A 15604-nucleotide genomic window follows, 5' to 3' on the forward strand; every position below is an offset into this window, starting at 1 on the left:
CCCGCCGGGCCTCAACTTCTCGACGCATTAAAGCTTTTAGGAAGGCAGCACCCTCATGAGCAACCTCCCCAAGATCGCATGGGTCGGCCTCGGCATCATGGGCTCCCCCATGTCCGAGAACCTGATCAAGGCCGGCTACTCGGTCACCGGCTTCACCCTGGAGCAGGACAAGCTGGACCGCCTCGCGGCGGCCGGCGGCACCGCGGCCGGCTCGATCGCCGAGGCGGTCAAGGACGCCGACGTGATCATCACGATGGTTCCGGCGTCCCCGCAGGTGGAGGCCATCGCGTACGGTGAGGACGGCATCCTGGCCAACGCCAGGCAGGGCGCGCTGATCGTCGACATGTCGTCGATCACCCCGCAGACCTCGGTCGACCTGGCCAAGAACGCGGCGGAGAAGGGCATCCGCGTCCTGGACGCCCCCGTCTCCGGCGGCGAGGCCGGCGCCATCGAGGCCGTCCTGTCGATCATGGTGGGTGGCGAGCAGGCCGACTTCGACGAGGCGCTGCCGATCCTCGAAGCCCTCGGCAAGACCATCGTCCTGTGCGGTCCGCACGGCTCCGGCCAGACGGTGAAGGCCGCCAACCAGCTCATCGTCGCGGTCAACATCCAGGCCTGCGCCGAGGCCGTCGTCTTCCTCGAGAAGTCCGGCGTGAACCTCACCGCCGCCCTGGACGTCCTCAACGGCGGTCTGGCCGGCTCGACCGTGCTGACCCGCAAGAAGGACAACTTCCTGAACCGGGACTTCAAGCCCGGCTTCCGGATCGACCTGCACCACAAGGACATGGGCATCGTCACCGACGCCGCCCGCAACGTGGGCGCGGCCCTTCCGGTCGGCGCGGTCGTGGCCCAGCTGGTCGCCTCGCTGCGCGCCCAGGGCGACGGCGGCCTGGACCACTCCGCCCTCCTCCGTGCTGTCGAGCGCCTCTCGGGCTCGCAGGTCTGACCCTTCCGGGTCCCTTAGATTTCCGGGCGGCGGCGGCGCTGACACCTGTCCTGTCGCGCCCAGGCGCCGCTGCCGCCCGGAAGCTCACACTTCATTTTCAACAAACTGTTGACGTTCTGTTCCGGGCGAATTTACGCTCACGGAACCGCGGAACAGTCAGCGGTGCAGCTCCAGTACGGAAGGTCACGATGTCGAAGCGCGTGCTTACGACCGAGTCCGGCGCCCCCGTCGCCGACAACCAGAACTCCGCCACCGCCGGCGTCGGTGGCCCCATCCTGCTCCAGGACCAGCACCTCCTGGAGAAGCTCGCGCGCTTCAACCGTGAGCGCATCCCGGAGCGTGTGGTGCACGCCCGCGGCTCCGGCGCGTACGGCTACTTCGAGGTGACCGACGACGTCACCGGCTTCACGAAGGCCGACTTCCTCGGCGAGGTGGGCAAGCGCACGGAGACGTTCATCCGCTTCTCCACCGTGGCCGACTCGCTCGGCGGCGCGGACGCGGTCCGCGACCCGCGCGGCTTCGCGCTGAAGTTCTACACCGAAGAGGGCAACTACGACCTCGTCGGCAACAACACCCCGGTGTTCTTCATCAAGGACCCGATCAAGTTCCCCGACTTCATCCACTCCCAGAAGCGCGACCCCTTCACGGGCAAGCAGGAGCCGGACAACGTCTGGGACTTCTGGGCGCACGCCCCCGAGGCCACCCACCAGGTCACCTGGCTCATGGGCGACCGCGGCATCCCGGCCTCGTACCGTCACATGAACGGCTACGGCTCGCACACCTACCAGTGGACGAACGCGCAGGGCGAGGCCTTCTTCGTCAAGTACCACTTCAAGACGAACCAGGGCGTCCGCAGCCTCTCCTCCGACCAGGCCGCCGAGCAGGTCGGCAAGGACGCGAACAGCCACCAGACGGACCTGCTGCAGGCCATCGAGCGCGGCGTGAACCCGTCCTGGACGCTGTACGTCCAGATCATGCCCGCCGCCGAGGCCGCGGACTACCGCTTCAACCCGTTCGACCTCACCAAGGTGTGGCCGCACAGCGACTACCCGCTGCAGCGCGTGGGCCGCCTGGTCCTCGACCGCAACCCGGACAACGTGTTCCAGGAGGTCGAGCAGTCGGCCTTCTCCCCGAACAACTTCGTCCCGGGCATCGGCCCGTCGCCCGACAAGATGCTCCAGGGCCGCCTGTTCGCCTACGCGGACGCGCACCGCTACCGCCTCGGCGTCAACCACACCCAGCTGCCGGTCAACTCCGCGAAGGCGGCCGAGGTCGACAACTACGGCCGCGACGGCCTGATGGCGACCCGCAACGGCCGCCGCACCGACAAGAACTACGAGCCCAACTCGTACTCGGGCCCGGCCCAGACGGACGCCGCCCTGTCGGCCCCGCTGGCCATCCACGGCTACACGGGCACGCACGCCGCCCCGGCCCACGTGAAGGACGACGACTTCTTCCAGGCCGGCGAGCTGTACCGCCTGATGTCGGACGAGGAGAAGGCGCGCCTGATCGCGAACATCGCCGGTGGCCTGTCGCAGGTCTCCCGCGACGACGTCATCGAGAAGAACCTGGCCCACTTCCACGCCGCGGACGCCGAGTACGGCAAGCGCGTCGAGGAGGCCGTCCGCGCCCTGCGCGAGGACTAGTCGGCCGGTTCAACCTCCAGACCGTGCAAGGAATTTGACGGGAGGTCAGATTCTTTGCACAGTCCGATCCGCCGACCCGGATGAGGGGTGGTCGGCGGATATGGACAACCTGAGGATCGCGGCGGTACGGCGATGCCAGTGCGGTGGTCAAGGCGTGTGCGTCCCCCTTCCTGACCTGAAGGAAGGGACCCGGCACGCACGCCAATCGCCGCCGCCGCGATCCCAGAACCTCCCCCGCGAACCCCGCCCGGCGGTGCGAACGTCCTGTCGCGCCAGCCTCGTTCCGCCGGGCGGTTACAACTCCACAGCCAGGACGCTGGGTTCGGTTTACGGTCCCGAACCGAGCGTCCGATGATCAAGGCCTCACCCGGTTGGTACGGGTGGGGCCTTGATCTTTGGCAGGGCTCATGTCGTGTACTGGTGGGACGCGTAGGTCAAGTAACCCCGGTCGCCGCCCTGGTAGTACGTGGCCTCGTCGACCGGGGCGAGCGGAAGTCCGGTGCGCAGCCGCTCCACGAGGTCGGGGTTGGAGATGAAGGCGCGGCCGAAGCTGATGAGGTCGGCGCCCTGGGCGAGCCAGTGGTCGGCGTCGTCCTTGCCGGCCTGCTTCGGGCCCATCGGCAGCACGGGATTCATGACGAGGGTGCCCGGCCACGCGCGCCGCAGGGCGAGGAGCGTTTCCTCGTCGGCCGTCGCCTCCACGTGGATGTAGGCGAGCCCGAGAGGGGCCAGCTCGGCCAGCAGCGCGGTGTAGAGCTCGCGGACGTCGCTCTCCTCGACTCCCCAGAAGCTGGCGCCCGGTGAGAGCCGGATGCCCGTCCTGTCGGCACCGATCGCCTCGGCGGTGGCGGTGACGGCTTCGACGGCGAACCTGATCCGGTGGGAGACCGGGCCTCCGTATCGGTCCGTGCGCAGGTTGGCGTTGGAGGAGAGGAACTGCGAGATCAAGTAGCCGTTGGCGCCGTGCAGTTCCACCCCGTCGAAGCCCGCGTCGACGGCACGACGGGCGGCCTCGGCGTAGGACCGCACGTGTTCGGGCACCTCGGCCGTCTCCAACGCCCGCGGAACCGGAGCCGGTTGGGGCCCGGTCGGGGTGAACACCTCACCCACGGCCGCCACGGCGGAGGGGCCGACCGGCCGCAGCCCCGTGGTGTCGGGGTGCGAGACCCGGCCGCCGTGCATGAGCTGGGCGAAGATCCTGCCGCCGTTGGCGTGCACGGCGGCGGTCACCGGGCGCCACGACTCGGCCTGCGCATCGGTGTACAGCCCCGGCGTGCCCGGGTTGGACTGCCCGATCAGGCTCGGCTGCACCCCCTCGCTCACGATCAGCCCGGCGGTGGCCCGCTGGGCGTAGTAGGCCGCCATCGAAGGCGTCGCCAGCCCGCCGGCCGCGGCCCGGACCCGGGTCATCGGAGCCATGACCACCCGGTTGGGCAGCGTGAGGCCGCCGAGCCGGTGGCCGGTGAAAAGCGTCGTCATGTCGGGACTCCTCAATGTGTCGCGCCGCCCGCACTCGGGCACGTCCGCTACGCTAAAAGCTGACACTGACGTCAGGGGCAATGGTCTGTGACGCAGAACACAATCGGAGGGCTCGATGCGCATCGGAGAACTCGCGTCACGTGCCGGAGTCAGCGTCCGGTCCCTGCGCTACTACGAGGAGCAGGGCCTGCTCCGCAGCGCGCGCAGTGCCGCCGGGCAGCGGCACTACCGCGAGGCCGACGTCGAACGGGTCCTCCTCGTCCAACGCCTCTACGCCGCGGGCCTGTCCAGCCGCACCATCCTCGAACTCCTGCCCTGTGTCGACTCCCCCAGCGGCAAGACCTCCGACGCCGCGCTCGACCGCATGGCCCTGGAGCGCGATCGCCTCTCCGCCCACATCGCCGAACTCCTCCACACGAGGGACACCCTCGACGCCGTGATGGCCTCGGCCCGCGCCTACCGCGACCAAGTGCGCGTCACCGCGGCCGGCTGACCCCTGCGCCCCAACAGGCCTCCCGTACAGCACAGTTGAGCCCTCATCAAACGGCCCGCAGCACAGTGCGGCGCCATGCACAATGAGGCATGACCACGAAACTCGTGTCCGCCGCCGCCCTGCCCGCCGTCGAGACCCAGCCCGTTCTCGCCGCCGTTCCGGCCGGCCGCCGCAGGGGCCTCGCCGCCCGGGCCGCCGCCCAGCACGCCGGGCGGGCCCCCGCCGCCCTGCGCCGCGTCACCCTGACCGTCGACACCGTGCCGTCCGCTTCCGCATTCCAGTCCGCCTTGTAGTGGCGTCGGCCCGATATGTCCGCCCGACCGCCTAGGATCGCCACGATGATTGAGACCATCGTCCTCGACATAGGCGAAACACTGGTGCGCGACGACCGCTACTGGGCGTCCTGGGCCGACTGGATCGGCGTCCCCCGGCACACCCTCGCCGCGCTGGTCGGCGCGGTCGTCACCCAGGGCCGCGATTCGGCGGACGCCCTGCGCATGCTCAAACCCGGGATGGACGTGCGCCAGGCCCACCTGGCCCGGGAGACCGCGGGGCGGGGTGAACACCTCGACGAGACCGACCTGTACGAGGACGTGCGGCCCGCCCTGGGCGGGCTGCGCAAGCTCGGCATCCGCGTCATCGTCGCCGGGAACCAGACCGTCCGGGCCGGCGAGCTCCTGCGGGGCCTCGACCTGCCCGCGGACCTGGTGGCGACCTCGGACGAATGGGGCGTCGACAAGCCCCAACCGGGCTTCTACGAAAGGGTGTTGGAGGTCGCCGGGTCGGCTCCGCACGAGACCGTGTACGTCGGGGACCACCCCGTGAACGACGTCTTCCCGGCCAAGGCGGCCGGGCTGCGCGTCGCCCATCTGCGGCGCGGGCCGTGGGGTCACTGGTGGGCAGACGACCCGGAGGTCGTGGCGGCCGCGGACTGGCGGATCGACTCCCTCACCCAGCTGGCGTCCATCGTCGCCGAGGAGACGTCGGGCGCCCACTCCCCCGGCGCCTAGGCAGCGGGCGCTCGTGGGCCCCGAGGGGCGCGCGGCGGCTCCCCGTACGCCCCTGCGGGAGCCTCGCGCGAGGTTCACCCGGAAGGGCAGCCCGCGTACGGGTTCCGGCGGGTGCGGACACGCCCCCGGGCCGGACCGCGCGTACGGTCCGGCCCGGGGATCTGCCCTGGGGGCGAGGTCTAGAGCTTGTCCATGCGGGTATACGGACTCACGATTCGGGCCTGGCGGGAGCCGAAGTCGACGAGCATCGCGACGCCGTCCTCGACCCCGATGATGGTGCCCAGGCCGAACTGGTCATGTGTGACCCGGTCTCCTAGGACGAAGTGCTTGGCCGCCGGAGCATCCGGGGCTTTGAAGGGGCTGGTGGGCAGGTGGCGCCGGGGCGCGGATGGCTTCGTCATCGTCACCCCAGTATGCGCCGCGAAACGGCCCGAAGGGCAGGCCCGCCGGGTGACGATGGGGAATCGATCCGGTATCTCCATGCACCGACACGCATCCCGGTGCGAAAATCGTCACGAATTGACACGCAACCCGGTGGTTGCCAGCGTGGATTTCGAGGCATCCGTCCGCCGGCGGCCCGAAGCGTGCCGGACACCCGCTGGACACCCGCCGACCGCCCTCCGGAGGTGCGCGCGGACGACGTCTTCAGGGCGCTCGCCGACGCCAGCAGGAGGCTCCTGCTCGACCGGCTCAGGACGCGGAACGGGCAGACGCTCCGGGAGCTGTGCGCGGGGCTCGCCATGTCGCGGCAGGCGGTGAGCAAGCACCTCGCGGTCCTTGAGGCGGCGCGCCTTGTCACCTCGGTGCGCAGCCGCCGGGAGAAGCTGCACTACCTGGACGCGGCGCCGATCCAGGAACTGTCCGACCGGTGGATCGGCAAGTACGAGCGCGGCGGACTGGATCCGCCCGCCCGGTGGAAGCGGAACCTGAAGGAGGAACTCCCCGTGGAGAAGCCCGAGTTCGTCTACGAGATCTACATCGAGACCACCCCGCAGCGGCTCTACGAGGCCCTGACCGACGCCGATTTCGCGCAGCGGTACTTCGGCGGCTGGGGGCCCAAGTCCGACTGGCGGGTGGGCTCTCCGGTGCTGTGGAAGATGGGCCCGGAGGGGGCGTACGAGGATCTCGGCCAGGCGGTGATCGAGGCGGTGCCGGGCCGCAAGCTGGCGTACACCTGGCACCGGATTCTTCCGATGCACCGTCAGCTCTTCGACAGCGACGAGGAGTTCGAGCGTGCGCGCACCGAGCAGTCCCAGGTGGCGTTCGACATCCAGCCCGCCGATCCGGCCTCCCTCGGGGTGAAGCTGACCATCACGCACGACGGCTTCGAGAGCACGGACAGCGAGATGCTCAAGGGGGTCAGCGGCGGCTGGGTGATGATCCTCTCCACGCTCAAGACGCTGATCGAGCGCGAACAGGGATGAGCGGCCGGGCACACGTCCGGCCCCCGCTCCCCAGTGCGGGGGAACGGGGGCCGGACCGTTCGAGCGGCTCGGTGAGCCTGGGCTCCCGAGTCCCGGCGCGGCGGCCGTGACCGCGGGAGCCGGGGCTCAGGAAGCCGTGAGGGGGCGGATCGCCGTCGGGGCGTGGCCCGGCTCGGTGGCCAGCTCCTCGAACTCGCTGATGTCGCTGATGTCGTTGGTGCGGCTCATCGAGATGTTCGTGATCCGCTCCAGGATCGCCTCGACGACGACCGGGACGCGGAACTCGGCGGCCAGCTTCTTGGCCTCCTCGAACGCGGGCAGCAGCTGGTCCGGCTCGGTGACCCGGATGGCCTTGCAGCCCAGGCCCTCGACGACCTTGACGTGGTCGACGCCGTAGACGCCCAGCTCCGGGGAGTTGATGTTCTCGAACTCCAGGTTGACCTGGAAGTTGATGTCCAGGCCGATCTGCGCCTGACGGATCAGACCCAGGTAGGCGTTGTTCACGAGGACGTGGACGTACGGGATCTTGTGCTGCGCGCCGACCGCCAGCTCCTCCAGCATGAACTGGAAGTCGTAGTCGCCGGACAGGGCGACGACGGGGACCTCCGGGTCGGCGGTCGCGGCGCCGAGCGCGGCCGGGATGGTCCAGCCGAGCGGGCCGGCCTGGCCGCAGTTGATCCAGTTGCGCGGCTTGTAGACGTGCAGCATCTGCGCGCCGGCGATCTGCGAGAGGCCGATGGTGGTGACGTAGCGCGTCTCCGGGCCGAAGGCCTTGTTCATCTCCTCGTAGACCCGCTGCGGCTTCATCGGCACGTTGTCGAAGTGCGTGCGGCGCTGCAGCGTCGACTTGCGCTCCAGGTGGGAGGCGACCCACGCCGAGCGGTCGGGCAGCTTGCCGGCGGCCTTCAGCTCCTTGGCGACCTCGACGAAGAGCTCCAGGGCGGCCTTGGCGTCGGAGGCGATGCCGTAGTCCGGCGCGAAGATCTTGCCGATCTGGGTGGGCTCGATGTCGACGTGGACGAACTTGCGGCCCTGGGTGTAGACGTCGAGCTTGTAACCGGTGTGGCGGTTGGCCCAGCGGTTGCCGATGCCCAGGACGAAGTCCGACTCCAGGAACGTCGCGTTGCCGTAGCGGTGCGAGGTCTGCAGACCCACCATGCCGGCGTTCAGCTCGTGGTCGTCCGCGATGGCGCCCCAGCCCATGAGGGTGGGGATGACCGGGGTGTTGGTGATCTCGGCGAACTCGACCAGGAGGTCGGAGGCGTCCGCGTTGATGATGCCGCCGCCGGCGACGATCAGCGGGCGCTCGGACTCCAGGAGGAAGGTGATGGCCTTCTCGATCTGGGCCCGGCTCGCGGTCGGCTTGTAGACCGGCAGCGGCTGGTAGGTCTCCGGGTCGAAGTCGATCTCGGTGAGCTGGACGTCGATCGGCAGGTCGATGAGGACCGGGCCGGGACGGCCGGAGCGCATCAGGTGGAAGGCCTGCTGGAAGACGCCGGGGACCTGGGCGGCCTCCAGGACGGTCGTCGCGGCCTTGGTGACCGGCGCCGCGATCGAGGCGATGTCGACCGCCTGGAAGTCCTCCTTGTGGATCACCGCGACCGGGGCCTGGCCGGTGATGCAGAGGATCGGGATCGAGTCGCCGGTCGCGGAGTACAGGCCGGTGATCATGTCGGTGCCCGCGGGGCCCGACGTGCCGATGCAGACACCGATGTTGCCCGGGTTGGCGCGCGTGTATCCCTCCGCCATGTGGGAGGCGCCTTCGACGTGGCGGGCGAGCGTGTGGTCGATGCCACCGCCCTCCTTGAGCGCCCGGTAGAAGGGGTTGATCGCCGCGCCCGGCACGCCGAAGGCGTGGCTGACGCCTTCGAGCTTGAGGATCTCAACTGCCGCTCGGGCAGCGGTCATACGAGGCATGGGGTGCTCCTGCTTCGGCCGGCGAAATCGGCTCGGGCGCGCCGCCTGGCCGCGCCGCCTTCAAACCGAATTCCGTAATGCGGAAGTTTCATTCTGCTATGTGGAAGCAATGTAGGACGGCTTCGCCAGCGCGTCAAGGGAGGACCGGGATGCGCGAATCGGCCACGCGGCGGACGCGGTTGATGGACCATGGACGGCGGAGCCCCCGGAAGAGCCACCGGGGACCCCGTCCGGCGTGGAGCGCGGAACGCACGGTCAACCCGTGCGGCGGCCTCGCGCGGGGCCGTGTCATCAGGAGGTGGGGGCCGATGAACGGTGACGGCGTGCCGGTGCGCTGCCCCACCTGTCGGCGCGATCACGTCTATGTGCCGCCCGCCTACCCCTGCGCCTGCGGGGCGCCGCTCGCGCCCCCCATCCAGCGCGGCGCCGCGCCCTCGCCGATCACCCACCGCACCTGGACGGACACCTGGGTCACCGTGCGGTGCCGGGCCTGCGGGCGCCAGAGCCAGTGGCCGCAGCCCGAGCTCGGCTGCTCCTGCGGGGTGGTCCTGAGGGTGCCGGTACGGCCCGTGACGGCGCCGCCCGTGCCGACGGCGGCCGAGAGACCCGTGGGCCCGCCGGCCCGTACGGCGTTCCGGCCGCTCACGATCCGTACGGCACGCGACGCGGTGACCGCGGCCGGGCTCTATCTGACCTGGCTCGGCTTCGACGACATCCTGCACGCCGAGCCGCCCCCGGCCTCCGGCATCGACCTGCGCGGGCGGGGCCTGGTGGCGCAGGTGGACCCGACGACCCGGCCCGCGTCACTCAAGGCCGTCGAGTGCCTGTGGCTGCACGCCATGACCACCTCGGCGCGCAGCGTCCACTTCTCGCTCGCCGGATACGCGCCCGAGGCCCGCCGGCGCGCCGACGAGCTGCACGTCCCGCTCTTCGTCCTGGACCTCACGGGCACGCCACAGCCGGTGAACGGCGCGGCCCGCGACCTGGTCGCGGCGGGCACCTAGGGCCGGCAGCGCGCTCAGGCCCCGTAGCCCTCCCGCAGCTCCACCTTGCGGACCTTGCCGCTGACGGTCATGGGGAAGGCGTCGAGGATGCGCAGACGGCGGGGGATCTTGTAGTGCGCGAGCCGCTCGCGGCAGTACGCGGCCACCTCGTCCAGGGTGGGCGGGTCCGCCGGGTCGCGCGGGATGACACAGGCCAGGATCTCCTCGCCGTACCGCTCGTCCGGGATGCCCACCACCTGTACGTCGGCGATCTTGGGGTGCCGGTACAGGAACTCCTCGATCTCCCTCGGGTACACGTTCTCGCCACCCCGGATGATCATGTCCTTGATGCGGCCGACGATCTCGACGTAGCCGTCCTCGCGCATGACCGCGAGGTCGCCCGTGTGCATCCAGCGGCCCGCGTCGATCGTCTCGGCGGTCCGCTCCGGCTCGTCCCAGTAGCCCAGCATCACGCTGTAGCCACGGGTGCACAGCTCGCCCGCCTCGCCGCGCGGCACGGTGACGCCGCTCGCCGGGTCGACGACCTTCACCTCGACGTGCGGCATGACCCGGCCGACCGTGCCGGTGCGCCGCTCCAGGTCGTCGTCGGTACGGGTCTGGGTGGAGACCGGGGACGTTTCGGTCATGCCGTAGCAGATGGACACCTCGGCCATGTGCATCTCGGCGACCACCCGCTTCATCACCTCCGCCGGGCACGGCGAGCCCGCCATGATTCCGGTGCGCAGCGAGGTGAGGTCGTACGAGGCGAAGCCGGGCAGGTTCAGCTCGGCGATGAACATCGTCGGCACCCCGTACAGCGATGTGCAGCGCTCCTCCTGCACGGCCCGCAAGGTGGCCGCCGGATCGAAGGAGGGTGCCGGGATCACGATGCAGGCGCCGTGCGAGGTGGCCGCCAGATTGCCCATCACCATGCCGAAGCAGTGGTAGAAGGGGACCGGCACACAGATCCGGTCGGCCTCGGTGTAGGCGAGCAACTGCCCTACGAAATAACCGTTGTTGAGGATGTTGTGATGGGAGAGCGTGGCCCCCTTCGGGAAGCCCGTGGTGCCCGAGGTGTACTGGATGTTGACCGCGTCGTCGCAGGACAGCTCCGCCTGACGGGCGACGAGCTCGGCACCCGGCCGCCCGGCCCCCTCGGCCATCAGCCGGTCCCACCCCGGGGCGCCGATGAAGACGACTCTTCCCAACTCGGGGCATTGGGGCCGCACTTGCTCGACCATCGCCCGGTAGTCGCTCGACTTGTGGGCCAGCGAGGCGAACAGCACCGAGACCCCGGCCTGGCGCAGGACGTACTCCAACTCGTGTACGCGGTAGGCCGGGTTGATGTTCACCATCACCGCGCCGATCCGCGCGGTCGCGTACTGGACCAGGACCCACTCGGGGCAGTTCACCGCCCAGATGCCGACCCGGTCCCCCTTGGCGACCCCGGAGGCGAGCAGCGCGGACGCCAACTGGTCCACGTCCGCGCCGAATTGGGCGTACGTCCAGCGCCGGCCCGACCCGACGTCGACCAGCGCCTCGCGCTCCCCGTACGCCCGGACCGCGCGGTCCAGGTTGCCGCCGATCGTGTCGCCCAGCAGGGCCGTACCGCTCACCCCGTGGGCGTACGAGTCCGTCACCATCGCAGCGCGCCTCACTTCCTCGACCGTGGCCCCCAGCATGCCCCGACCGCCCCTGACCTGCCTAGCGTTGCGCGCTGGGAAGATCGAATCCGTTCGCTCGGGCGGCACTCCCGCGCCGGGCCGGGAACCCGTGTACGCGGGCGGCCTGCACCACGAGCAGCACGGGCGCGAGCAGGACCAGGACGCTCCAGGGAAACGCGGCCGGGCCGAGGAGGCTCAGGAGGATGCCGCCGACGACGCCGCCCCCGGCCATCGCCACGTTCCAGAGCGTGACGAGCATGGCCTGCGCGGCCTCCGCGTGGTCGCCGCCCGCGTCACCCACCGCGGTCTGCAGAAGTGTCGGGACGCCGCCCCAGCCGAGGCCCCACAGGGTGACCGCGACGTAGACCATGGCAGTGCTGTCGGAGAGCACGGCGAGGGTGGCGGCCGCGACGGCGACCAGGAGGGTGCTCGCGAGGGTCAGCGCGCGCAGCCCGCGGTTGATCCCCGCGCCGACCACCCCGATGCTCACCAGCGAGGCCGCGCCGAACACCAGGAGCACGAGATCGGTGGAACCGCCCAGGCCGAGCCCGTCGAGGAAGGTCGCGATGAACGTGTAGAGCACGGTGTGGGCCAGGACGAAGACCAGCGTGACGAACAGGACCGGCGGGACCCCGGGCACCTTCAGGGCCGCGGCCATCGGAGCCCGGGCGCCCCGCTCCTGGCCGGCCCTGTCCGGCACGACCGCGCCGATCCAGCCGAGCAGGACCAGGGTCAGGCCGGTCATCGCCAGGAAGGCCACCTGCCAGTTGACGGCCTTGCCGAGGAAGGTGCCGGCCGGGACGCCGAGCGACAGCGCGACCGGGATGCCGGCCATGGCGATCGCGATGGCCCTGCCTTCGAGATGCGCGGGGGCCATGCGGCGCGCGTATCCCGCCAGGAGGGCCCAGGCGAGGCCCGCCGCGACCCCGGCGACGAACCGGGCCGCCATGGTGAGCGGATAGTTCCCCGAGAGCGCGGTCACCGTGTTGGCCACGGCGAAGCCGGCCATCGACACCAGGAGCAGCCGCTTGCGCGGCCAGGCGGCGGTCGCGGCGGTGAGCGGGATCGCGGTGAGCGCCGTTCCAATGGCGTAGACCGTGATCGTCTGTCCGGTCACGGACTCACTGACACGCAGGTCCGCGCTCATCGCGGGCAGCAGTCCGGCGGGCAGGGTCTCGGTCAGGCTCGTGATGAGGACCGCCGTGGTCAGCGCGAGGAGCGCGAGCAGGGGCAGCTTCCCGTCGTCGCGGCCGCCGGCTACGGCGTGGGCGACAACTGGGCTGCTATCGGCGGCAGTTGGCCTCTTGGTGAGGAACCTCTTGGTGATGGGCATGGGTGCATGCTCGAACCCTCACACCAATGTGAAGGTCAAAGGGAGTGGGTGTGACCTCGACCACCCCGAGGCGTGACGCCGGCCACCCCACTCCCCAACTGTCCCGCCGCAGGCGTCAGTTGACCTCGCGGTCGAGTCCTGACCAGTACGGCTCGCGGAGCTTGAACTTCTGGATCTTGCCGGTGGCGGTACGCGGGATGGCCTCGCGGAACTCGACCGAGGTCGGCGCCTTGTAGCGGGCCAGGTGGTCCTTGCAGTAGGCGATGAGGTCGGCCTCCGTCACCTCCGCGCCCTCCGTCAGGACGACGAGCGCCTTGATCGTCTCGCCCCACTTGTCGTGCGGCACCCCGATCACGGCGACCTCGGCGACCGCCGGGTGGCTGAAGATCGTGTCCTCCACCTCGATCGAGGAGACGTTCTCGCCGCCCGTGATGATGACGTCCTTCTTGCGGTCCGAGATCGTCAGGGTGCCGTCGCTCTCGTCGATCGTGCCGCCGTCACCGGTGTGGAACCAGCCGTCCCCCAGGGCCGCCTCCGTCTCCTCGGGCTTCTCCCAGTAGCCGTCGAGCACCACGTTGGAGCGGGCGAGCACCTCGCCGGAGTCCGACACCTTCAGCCGCACGCCGAGCGCGGGCACACCGGCCCGCGACAGCCTGCGGGCCCGCTCCTCGGCGGGCAGCCCGGCATCGGCGGCCCGGGTGCGGTTCACGGTGAGCAGCGGGGACGTCTCGGTCAGACCGTAGATCTGGGTGAACTCCCAGCCCAGTTCCTCGTCCAGGCGCTGGATCGTCCGGCTCGGCGGCGGCGCCCCGGCGCAGACGACGCGGACCCGGTCGCGGCCCGGGATCTCGCCCCGCCACGACGCGGCCGCGTCCAGAACCATGTTCCACACGGCGGGCGCCCCGCACATCAGGGTGACCCCGTGCTCCTCGACCCGCCGCAGGATCTCGGTGCCGTCGACCTTGCGCAGCACAACCTGCTTCACGCCGAGCCCCGCCATCACGTACGGCATGCCCCAGCCGTTGCAGTGGAACATCGGCAGGGTGTGCAGATAGACATCGCCCTCCCAGGCCCGGGTGTGCAGTCCGAACGTCAGCCCGTTGACCCAGAGGTTGCGGTGCGTCAGCTGAACTCCCTTGGGGCGGGCGGTCGTTCCGGACGTGTAGTTGATGGTGGCCGTCGCGTCCTCGTCCGGGTCCGACCAGGCGCGCGGCTCCACGCCGAACCGCATCAGGGCGGACTCGGTCTCCTCGCCCAGCACGAAGCGGTGGCGCGCCCGGACGGCGGACAGCGCCTCGTCCAGCTCCGGGTCGACGAGCAGGACCGAGGCCCCGCTCTGGCGCACCACGTACTCGATCTCCTCCGGCTTGAGGCGGAAGTTGACCGGCACACAGATCCGGCCGCTCATCGGCACCGCGAACAGCAGCTCCAGCATGCGCGCCGAGTTGTGACTGACCACCGCCACGCGCTCGCCCTCGCCTACGCCCAGCGCGTCAAATCCCGCCTGCCAGGCGCGCACCCGCTCGGCCAGCCGCCCGTACGTCAGGCCGGGCACCGGCGGGCCCGGCTGGTCCGGCTCGTCGACGACACCGGTGCTGGCGGAGAAGCCCAGCTCTGCCCGGTCGAGGAAGTCCGAGACCGTCATCGGAATCCGCATCGCTCTTCACTCCTGGTCCAAGATCGGCATCACCTGTCAGGTGGGGATTCTGGTACCCAACGGCGCTCGCAGCGCCCGAAACCCCGAATCGGCCTGCGCACACCGCCCGTCGTACCTGCCGCCCGGGCGCTGCCCGGTCCGGCGCGGCCGGTGGAGAGCCGCGCCGGATCCGTCCCGCATTCGAGAGGGACACCCGCGCTGTTCCGCCGGCGGCGGAACAGCGGCCGGACCGGGCTCGGTGATCATTACAGTCCCGTCCCATGACGACTACTGCGACGACGATTACGACGCGTACGGTCGAGTACCCGGCCGACGGTTTGACGATGATCGGGCACCTCGCGCTCCCGGCCGGCGTCGGCCGCCGCCCCGCGGTGCTGCTCGGGCCGGAGGGCATGGGGCTCAGCGACGTCGAGCGCCGCCGGGCCGACGCTCTCGCCGAGTTGGGATATGTGGCGCTCGCCTTCGACCTCCACGGCGGGCGCTATGTGGGCGATCCCGAGGAGATGCTGGCCCGTTGCATGCCGCTGCTCGCCGACCCCGACCGGATGCGTGGCATCGGCCACGCGGCGCTCGACGTGTTGCGCACCGAACCGCGAACCGACCCCGACCGGACAGCCGCCGTCGGATACGGCACCGGGGGCGCCATCGCGCTGGAACTCGGGCGCGACGGCGTCAACCTGCGCGCGATCGGGACAGTCAACGGCCTGGTCACGGGCCGACCGGGCGAGGCGGCGCGCATTGGCTGCCCGGTGTGGGCCGGGGTCGGATCGGAGGACCCGATCATGGCGCCCGCGCAACGAAGCGCGTTCACCGCCGAGATGCAGGCCGCGGGCGTCGACTGGCGTCTCACGGTCTATGGCGGAGCCTTGCACGCCTTCCACCACCCGCCGGTCGACCACCCCACGGTCCCCGGCGTCGGCTACCACCCACAGCACGCGAAGCGCGCCTGGCGCGACGTCGTCGACCTGCTCGCCGAGTGCCTGCCTGTGACGGAGGACCTGGGGGCATGACCTGGACGGCCGGCGGCCTCGGGGGCCGGCGTGCCGCAGCGC

General features: G+C 70.6%; 14 protein-coding genes. 8 read left to right on the forward strand and 6 right to left on the reverse strand.

Going from position 1 to position 15604, the window contains the following annotated elements:
- Nucleotides 1–55: 55 nt before the first annotated feature.
- On the forward strand, nt 56–946 hold the full coding sequence (locus tag ACFYZA_RS33940) for a 2-hydroxy-3-oxopropionate reductase (protein WP_382590433.1): 891 nt from the start codon (nt 56–58) through the stop codon (nt 944–946).
- Nucleotides 947–1134: 188 nt separating this feature from the next.
- Nucleotides 1135–2592, forward strand: a complete 1458-nt coding sequence (locus tag ACFYZA_RS33945) for a catalase (RefSeq protein ID WP_388494447.1) — start codon at nt 1135–1137, stop codon at nt 2590–2592.
- A gap of 405 nt (nt 2593–2997) precedes the next feature.
- Here ACFYZA_RS33945 and ACFYZA_RS33950 read toward each other — a convergent pair whose 3' ends face one another.
- Nucleotides 2998–4071, reverse strand: a complete 1074-nt coding sequence (locus ACFYZA_RS33950) for an alkene reductase (RefSeq protein WP_388494448.1) — start codon at nt 4069–4071, stop codon at nt 2998–3000.
- A gap of 115 nt (nt 4072–4186) precedes the next feature.
- On the opposite strand from ACFYZA_RS33950, the gene ACFYZA_RS33955 reads away from it, so the two are divergent.
- The 3 genes from ACFYZA_RS33955 (at nt 4187) to ACFYZA_RS33965 (ending at nt 5574) form a co-directional block, all read left to right on the forward strand.
- Nucleotides 4187–4564, forward strand: a complete 378-nt coding sequence (locus ACFYZA_RS33955) for a MerR family transcriptional regulator (protein ID WP_382590442.1) — start codon at nt 4187–4189, stop codon at nt 4562–4564.
- A gap of 89 nt (nt 4565–4653) precedes the next feature.
- Entirely contained in the window at nt 4654–4857 is a 204-nt protein-coding gene (locus ACFYZA_RS33960; protein WP_388494449.1) for a hypothetical protein, read from the forward strand.
- 45 nt (nt 4858–4902) lie between these two features.
- On the forward strand, nt 4903–5574 hold the full coding sequence (locus ACFYZA_RS33965) for an HAD family hydrolase (protein WP_388494450.1): 672 nt from the start codon (nt 4903–4905) through the stop codon (nt 5572–5574).
- A gap of 179 nt (nt 5575–5753) precedes the next feature.
- On the opposite strand, the gene ACFYZA_RS33970 is transcribed toward ACFYZA_RS33965, so the two are convergent.
- Nucleotides 5754–5975 (reverse strand): hypothetical protein, encoded by a 222-nt coding sequence (locus ACFYZA_RS33970; RefSeq protein ID WP_100579962.1) that lies wholly within the window; start codon nt 5973–5975, stop codon nt 5754–5756.
- Between the two features lie 183 nt (nt 5976–6158).
- Between ACFYZA_RS33970 and ACFYZA_RS33975 the strand changes: the two genes are divergently transcribed.
- Nucleotides 6159–6998, forward strand: a complete 840-nt coding sequence (locus ACFYZA_RS33975; protein ID WP_388494451.1) for an ArsR/SmtB family transcription factor — start codon at nt 6159–6161, stop codon at nt 6996–6998.
- Nucleotides 6999–7124: 126 nt separating this feature from the next.
- Here ACFYZA_RS33975 and gcl read toward each other — a convergent pair whose 3' ends face one another.
- Nucleotides 7125–8906 carry a glyoxylate carboligase gene (gene gcl, locus ACFYZA_RS33980; protein ID WP_382590711.1) on the reverse strand — a complete coding sequence of 594 codons (1782 nt, stop codon included), beginning with the start codon at nt 8904–8906 and terminating at the stop codon, nt 7125–7127.
- A 317-nt stretch (nt 8907–9223) separates the two neighbouring features.
- On the opposite strand from gcl, the gene ACFYZA_RS33985 reads away from it, so the two are divergent.
- Nucleotides 9224–9919 carry a hypothetical protein gene (locus ACFYZA_RS33985; protein WP_382590455.1) on the forward strand — a complete coding sequence of 232 codons (696 nt, stop codon included), beginning with the start codon at nt 9224–9226 and terminating at the stop codon, nt 9917–9919.
- Between the two features lie 14 nt (nt 9920–9933).
- Here ACFYZA_RS33985 and ACFYZA_RS33990 read toward each other — a convergent pair whose 3' ends face one another.
- The 3 genes from ACFYZA_RS33990 to ACFYZA_RS34000 all read right to left on the reverse strand — a co-directional run bounded on the left by ACFYZA_RS33990 (nt 9934) and on the right by ACFYZA_RS34000 (nt 14552).
- Nucleotides 9934–11541, reverse strand: coding sequence for an AMP-binding protein (locus ACFYZA_RS33990; protein WP_388494470.1), 1608 nt, complete (start codon nt 11539–11541; stop codon nt 9934–9936).
- Nucleotides 11542–11602: 61 nt separating this feature from the next.
- Entirely contained in the window at nt 11603–12895 is a 1293-nt protein-coding gene (locus ACFYZA_RS33995; protein ID WP_382590458.1) for an MFS transporter, read from the reverse strand.
- Nucleotides 12896–13010: 115 nt separating this feature from the next.
- The gene (locus ACFYZA_RS34000; RefSeq protein WP_388494452.1) at nt 13011–14552 is read right to left on the reverse strand and encodes an AMP-binding protein; all 1542 of its coding nucleotides are present in this window, start codon (nt 14550–14552) and stop codon (nt 13011–13013) included.
- A 260-nt stretch (nt 14553–14812) separates the two neighbouring features.
- Here ACFYZA_RS34000 and ACFYZA_RS34005 point away from each other — a divergent pair, with 260 nt between their 5' ends.
- Entirely contained in the window at nt 14813–15562 is a 750-nt protein-coding gene (locus tag ACFYZA_RS34005; RefSeq protein WP_388494453.1) for a dienelactone hydrolase family protein, read from the forward strand.
- Nucleotides 15563–15604: the final 42 nt, after the last annotated feature.

This window comes from Streptomyces sp. NPDC001828 (genome assembly GCF_042892175.1).
GTDB lineage: Bacteria > Actinomycetota > Actinomycetes > Streptomycetales > Streptomycetaceae > Streptomyces.